The organism is Nocardia sp. NPDC003345 (genome assembly GCF_053589395.1).
In genome coordinates, this window is the sequence record NZ_JBSFRU010000506.1 from 1 (window position 1) to 2,852 (window position 2,852).

General features: G+C 70.5%; 4 protein-coding genes. 1 reads left to right on the forward strand and 3 read right to left on the reverse strand.

All coding sequences use genetic code 11. The annotated features are described in order from the left end of the window. Positions 1 to 483: LLM class flavin-dependent oxidoreductase (locus ACWDU1_RS31300; RefSeq protein ID WP_450004016.1), on the forward strand; the 483-nt coding region annotated here is incomplete at its 5' end. A 71-nt stretch (positions 484 to 554) separates the two neighbouring features. Here ACWDU1_RS31300 and ACWDU1_RS31305 read toward each other — a convergent pair. The 3 genes from ACWDU1_RS31305 to ACWDU1_RS31315 all read right to left on the reverse strand — a co-directional run. Next, positions 555 to 1,904: an LLM class flavin-dependent oxidoreductase gene (locus tag ACWDU1_RS31305; protein ID WP_450004018.1), complete on the reverse strand. Its 1,350-nt coding sequence runs from the start codon at positions 1,902 to 1,904 to the stop codon at positions 555 to 557. Next, a complete protein-coding gene (locus tag ACWDU1_RS31310; protein WP_450004019.1) occupies positions 1,901 to 2,674 on the reverse strand; it encodes an ABC transporter ATP-binding protein in 774 nt (257 codons plus the stop codon). The genes ACWDU1_RS31305 and ACWDU1_RS31310 overlap by 4 nt, the downstream gene beginning before the upstream one ends. Further along, positions 2,650 to 2,852: ABC transporter permease subunit (locus tag ACWDU1_RS31315; RefSeq protein ID WP_450004021.1), on the reverse strand; the 203-nt coding region annotated here is incomplete at its 5' end. The genes ACWDU1_RS31310 and ACWDU1_RS31315, both read right to left, overlap by 25 nt.

Genomic DNA, 2,852 nt, shown 5'->3' on the forward strand with positions numbered 1-2,852 from the left:
CAGTTGGCGGGGCGGCTCGGGCTGCCGTTCGTCGCGAACTATCACGTCTCACCCGGAACCGTGCTGGAAACCGTCGAGGCCTACCGTGCCGCGTTCCGGCCCTCCCCACGGTTCCCGCGGCCCTATCTGGTGGTCTCGGCCGATGTCGTGGTCGCCGAGGACGAGGGCCGGGCACGCCACCTCGCGTCCACCTACGGGCACTGGGTGGCCGGGATCCGCAGTGGGGCCGGCGCCGGCGAATTCCTGGATCCCGATACCGCGCCCCCGCTGACCGACGACGAGCGGCAACTGGTGGACGACCGGGTGCAAACGCAGTTCGTGGGGGCCCCGGCTGCGGTGGTCGCGCGGCTGTCCGCTCTGCAGGACCTGACCGGCGCCGACGAACTGGTGATCACCAGCGTGACCCACCGGCACGAGGACCGGCTGACCTCGCACCGGCTGCTCGCCGCGGAGTGGGGGTTGTCCGGAGCGCGCGCCGCCTGAAGTACACCGGAAACGGGAAGGCGGACCTGCCCTGACAGGTCCGCCGTCCCGTTTCCGGTACCGCCCGGCGGTCAGACCGCCGCCGCCGGAGCCGGTGCGAACCGGCTCGCCGGGGTCGGCAAACCGAAGTGGTCACGCAGCGTCGTGCCGGAGTACTCGGTGCGGAACAGGCCGCGCTGCCGCAGGATCGGCACCACGGTCTCGGTGAAGATCTCCAGCCCGCCCGGATAGTAGGGCGGCATCACGTTGAAACCGTCGGCCGCGCCGGACCGGAACCATTCCTCGATGGTGTCGGCGACCTGCTCCGGCGCCCCGGCGAACACCCGATGCCCGCGGGCGCCGGCCAGCCGGTGCAGCAGCCCGCGCAGGGTCGGGTTCTCCCGCTGGACGATCCCGGCGACGACCTGGCGGCGGCTCGCGGCGTTATCGGTGACATCGCCGGCGTCGGCGAACAGTTCCGCCGGGACCGGCTCGTCGAGCGGCAGCCGCCGCAATGATTCGCCGGCCAGCGATTCCAGCTGGCCGAGACCGTATTCGGGCACCGTGAGCTCGTTGAACTCCCGTTCCAGCCGCAATGCCTCGGCCTCGGTGCCGGCGATGAACGGGCTGATACCGGGCAGGATCTTCACCTGGTCGGGGGCACGGCCGAATTCCGCGGCCCGGCGTTTGATATCGGTGTAGAAGGCCTGGGCGTCCGTCAGTCGCTGATGCGCGGTGAAGATTGCCTCGGCGTAACGGCCGGCGAAGGCTCGGCCGTCGTTGGACGCGCCCGCCTGCACCAGTACGGGATGGCCCTGTGGAGTGCGGGCGGCGTTGAACGGGCCGCGGACCCGCAGATGTTCGCCGGCGAAATGGATGGGATGGATCTTGTCCGGATCGGCGTAGCGGCCCGCCGCACGATCGAGCAGGATCGCGTCGTCCTCCCAGCTGTCCCACAGCGCGGTGACCGCGTCGACGAATTCACGCGCCCGGGCGTAGCGTTCGGCGTGATCGGGATGGCGGTCCAGCCCGAAATTGGCGGCAGCCAGGTCGGTTCCGGTGGTGACGATATTCCAGCCCGCCCGGCCACCGGAGATATGGTCGAGCGAGGAGAAGAGCCGGGCCAGGTTGTAGGGCTCGTAATAGGTGGTCGAGGCGGTCGCGATCAGGCCCAGATGCGTGGTCGCGGCGGCGATGGCGGTGAGCAGGGTGATCGGCTCCAGGCCGGGCGCGGCGTTGTAGGCGACATTGGTGCGCAGTGCCGGTCCGTCGGCGAAGAACACCGCGTCGAAGGTGGCGGCCTCCGCGGTGCGGGCGATCTCCTGGTAGTAGGTGACGTCGTAGATGCGGTCGGGCCGGCTGGCGGGATGCCGCCACGCCGCCTCGTGATGACCGGCCGGATAGATGAAGGCGTTCAGGCTGAGCCGGCGGGGTTCGCTCATGGGGCGGTGTCCTCGTACTGGTTTCGGTCGGTATCCACACCGAGGGCGGTCAGGAGTCGTTCGCGGTGCCGCAGGAAGGCGGGATCGCCGTGCCGGCGGGGCCGGGCCTGTTCGATGGCGATATCGACCGAGATGCGGCCCTCGTCGAGCACCAGCACCCGGTCGGCGAGCAGGACGGCCTCGTCCACATCGTGGGTGACCAGCAGGACCGCGGGCCGGTGCCGGGCGCACAGATCCTGCAGCAGGCGGTGCATCCGAATCCGGGTGAGCGCGTCCAGTGCGCCGAAGGGCTCGTCGGCGAGCAGTAGTGCCGGTTCCCGGACCAGCGAGCGTGCCAGCGCGACCCGCTGCTGTTCGCCGCCGGACAGTTCCCGGGGCCAGGCCCGCTCGCGGCCGGCGAGACCGACCTCCGCCAGTGCCTCCCGGCCGCGGCGGGCGGCACCGGGACCGGCGAGCCCGAGAGTTACGTTGTCCAGGACCCTGGTCCAGGGCAGCAACCGGGAATCCTGGAACACCACCGCCCGCTCACCCGGCACGGTGAGCTCACCGGAACCGGCCACATCGGGGTCGAGTTCGCCCAGGGCGCGCAGCAGAGTGCTCTTACCCGACCCGCTGCGCCCGAGCAGCGCCACGAACTCGCCGCGGGCGATATCGAGGTCCACTCCGTCCAGTACGGTCCGTTCACCGAAGGACCGGGTGAGATCGCGGACGCGGACGGTGAGCCCGCCGGTGTCCGCGGTCGCGGTCAGTCCGCGAGTGTCTGCCGCCATGACAGGGCTCTCCTCTCCAGCGCCCGGACGGCCAGATCGCCGAACAGGCCCAGCAGCCCGTAGATCACCAGTCCGACCACGATCACGTCGATCTGCCCGTAGGTCCGGGCCTGGGTCATCAGATAACCGATACCGCTGGTGGCGTTGACCTGCTCGACCACGACCAGTGCCAGCCACG